The sequence below is a fragment of the Acidisphaera rubrifaciens HS-AP3 genome, assembly GCF_000964365.1.
GTDB classification, from domain to species: domain Bacteria; phylum Pseudomonadota; class Alphaproteobacteria; order Acetobacterales; family Acetobacteraceae; genus Acidisphaera; species Acidisphaera rubrifaciens.
Map to the genome: position 1 here is coordinate 1 of NZ_BANB01000618.1, position 3019 is coordinate 3019.

4 protein-coding genes are annotated in these 3019 nt (G+C 73.3%); 1 reads left to right on the forward strand and 3 read right to left on the reverse strand.

Annotated elements, in window-relative coordinates; all coding sequences use genetic code 11:
- Window positions 1-140: 140 nt before the first annotated feature.
- Window positions 141-602, reverse strand: a complete 462-nt coding sequence (locus tag B8460_RS15425; protein WP_241771209.1) for a DUF4188 domain-containing protein — start codon at window positions 600-602, stop codon at window positions 141-143.
- Between the two features lie 51 nt (window positions 603-653).
- Between B8460_RS15425 and B8460_RS15430 the strand changes: the two genes are divergently transcribed.
- A complete protein-coding gene (locus B8460_RS15430; RefSeq protein ID WP_048862501.1) occupies window positions 654-1241 on the forward strand; it encodes a TetR/AcrR family transcriptional regulator in 588 nt (195 codons plus the stop codon).
- A 3-nt stretch (window positions 1242-1244) separates the two neighbouring features.
- On the opposite strand, the gene B8460_RS15435 is transcribed toward B8460_RS15430, so the two are convergent.
- Together B8460_RS15435 and B8460_RS15440 are read right to left on the reverse strand one after the other, a co-directional pair.
- Window positions 1245-2168 carry an oxidoreductase gene (locus tag B8460_RS15435; protein ID WP_048862502.1) on the reverse strand — a complete coding sequence of 308 codons (924 nt, stop codon included), beginning with the start codon at window positions 2166-2168 and terminating at the stop codon, window positions 1245-1247.
- A gap of 72 nt (window positions 2169-2240) precedes the next feature.
- A partial coding sequence (locus B8460_RS15440) for an Mrp/NBP35 family ATP-binding protein (RefSeq protein ID WP_048862503.1) occupies window positions 2241-3019 on the reverse strand: 779 nt, incomplete at its 5' end.

Here is a 3019-nt window from a genome sequence, read left to right on the forward strand (position 1 = left end):
GGCCGTGGAATGGCGCTCCCGGCCGCCTGCCGCCGTGCCGCGGTCGCCGCCGCGCTTGCCTGCACGCGCCGCGGCAGCCAGACGAGCCTGCCCACCGCCGCCGAGATCGAGGCGGCGCTGGCGGAAGGTCAGGCACGGGCCTAGCCGGGCGTGGGCACCGCGAGGCGCTGGCGGGCCGAGGCGAACGGGCCCTTCGGCGTGCGTTCGGGGGCGAAGCGGGCGAAGCCGATCGCCGGCATGTCGAGATAGATCGCCTCCATCCCGCCGGCCATCCGATAGGTCTCGTGCCAGATCCCCGTGCCGCCCGCGTCGCGCACGAAGCGCGCCCACCACGTCCGATGCGGCTCGCTGCGGGTGAAGCGTTCGAGCGAGTCCAGATCGCGCCAATACTGGCGGAATCCGACATGGCGCAGGCTGTAGAGCATCTGCTCCTCGGCCAGCAGGCCGTCCGGCTGGGCGTCGCGGGCGGCGTTGAGCTGCGGCCCCACGCCGAGCAGGGTCCGCACGCCGCGCCAGCGGGTGACCCGCATGCCGAGCATGATCACGACCAGCTGCGGATACGCCGACAGGTCCACCGAGCGGCGCGGGGGTGATGCTTGCACGGCGGCCTCCTCTGATGTGTATGACGTAAACATAAAGGGGCGAAGTTTACGATGTCAACATCGGGGGCGCGCTATCACCACGGCGATCTGCGCGCGGCGCTGGTGGGGGCGGCGCTGGGGCTGCTGCGCGAGGTCGGGGCGGCGGGGCTGTCGCTACGCGCCGTCGCCCGGGCGGCGGGCGTGTCGGCGATGGCGCCGTACCGGCATTTCCCCGACAAGGACGCGCTGCTGGCGGCGGTGGCGACGCACGGTTTCGCCCTGTTCGCCGCGCGGCTGGAGGCGGCGCTCGCGGATGCGCCCGGCCCGCGGGCGGCGCTGATCGAGCAGGGGGTCGCCTATGTCACCTTCGCCTGCACGGAGCGCGCCTTGTTCCGCCTGATGTTCGGGCCGCTGATCGCCGGGGCCAAGGCGCGGGCGACGCTGCACGAGGGGGGCGCCCCGGCCTATGCGGCGCTGGAGCGGGCGGTCGCGGCGATGGTGGCCGACCCGGCACGACGGCCGGCCGTAGCGCTCTCCTGCTGGTCCGTCGCGCACGGTCTCGCCTGTCTGCTCGTGGACGGACAGGTGGCGATGCCGGCGGAGACGGAGGCGATCGGGGCGCTTGCCCGGTCGGTGCTGGAGCAGGCGGTGCCTTCCTGACCCTCAGGGTATGCGCAGCGCGACGCCCGTCAGTGCCTCGGCGAGGGCGATCAGCCGCGTGCCGGTGGCCGGGTCGCTCGCCTGCGGCTCGATCTTCGCGGCCCCCACCGGACCGCGGCGCTCGCTGGCGCCGGTCGGCCCGTAATAGCCGCCAGGCCGCGCATCCGGCGCCGTCGCGGCATACAGAACCGGCAGGGCGCCGGGGACGGGACCGTGGGCGAACAGGCGGAACACCGTCGGCTTCAGCAGGTTGACGAACGGGATTTCCGCCCCGGCGAAGATGTTGGTCAGCGCCACGCCGGGATGCGCCGCGATGCTGGCGACGGGCGACCCGGCGGCGCGCAGCCGCCGGTCGAGTTCGATCGCAAGGATCAGGTCCGCCAGCTTGCTCTGCGCATAGGCGCGCAGGCGGGCATAGGCCTTCGTGCTCTGCGGATCGTCGAAGTCGATGCGCGCCCGCCGGTGCGCGATGCTGGCGACGGTGACGATCCGCCCGGCCGGCGCCCGCGCGATCGCCGGCAGCAGCAGGGCGGTGAGCATATAGGGCGCGAGGAAGTTCACGCCGAACTGCAACTCGAAGCCGTCGGCGGTCGTCAGACGGCGGGGCGGCGCCACGAGCCCCGCGTTGTTGATCAGGATGTCGAGCGGCTGGCCGTCGCCGGCGACGGTCTGCGCCAGCGTGCGCATCGCCATCAGCCGCGCCGCGTCGGCATGGACGAAGCGGGCATTGGCGCGCGGATGCCGCCGCCGTACCTCCGCGACCGATGCCGCGCCGCGCGCGTCGTCGCGCCCGGTCATGATCACCTCGGCCCCGCGCCCGGCCAGGGCCGCCGCCATTTCCAGGCCGATGCCGTTCGTCGCGCCCGTCACCAGGGCCCGCCTGCCCGTCTGGTCGGGAATATCCGCCAAGCCCCAGGCCCGTGCCATGTCGTCTTTCCTGTCCGCCGTGCGGGCCGTTTCGCCCGTCGCCACCCTAACGCATGTCCGGCGGCGTGGCGCTCAGTTTCGCCCGCTCTGCGGGGATCGTTTCAGGCGTGCGCGGATGGCGTCGGCGATCGCGCGATAGGCCGCCGCCGCGTCACTGTCGGGCGCCCCCGCCGCGATCGGCGTGCCCTCGTCGCCGGCGGTGCGGATCGCGGCCAGCAGCGGCACCTCGCCGAGGAACGGCACGCCGAGACGCGCGGCCTCCGCCGCCGCCCCGCCATGGCCGAAGATCTCCGCCCGATGGCCGCAATTCGGGCAGCAGAAATAGCTCATGTTCTCGACCACGCCGAGGACGGGCACCCCGACGCGCTCGAACATCCGCGCGCCCCGCCGCGCGTCGATCAGTGCGATGTCCTGTGGCGTCGAGACGATCACCGCGCCGGCGAGATCGACGCGCTGCGCCATGGTCAGCTGGGCGTCGCCCGTGCCGGGCGGCATGTCCACGATCATCACGTCGAGCGGGCCCCAGTCGCACTGGCCCATCATCTGTTCGAGCGCGCCCATGACCATCGGGCCGCGCCAGATCATCGGCGTCTCGTCCTCCACCAGATAGCCGATGGACATCGTCTTCAGGCCCCAGGCGTCGAGCGGCACCATGCGGCCGTCGCGCAATTCGGGCTTGCGCGCGAGGCCGAGCATGCGCGGCAGGCTCGGGCCGTAGATGTCGGCGTCCAGCAAGCCCACCGACAGCCGCCGGCCGCCCGCGTCCGGCCGGGCCAGGGCGATGGCGAGGTTGACCGCGACGGTCGATTTGCCGACGCCACCCTTGCCCGATGCGACGGCGATGACATGGC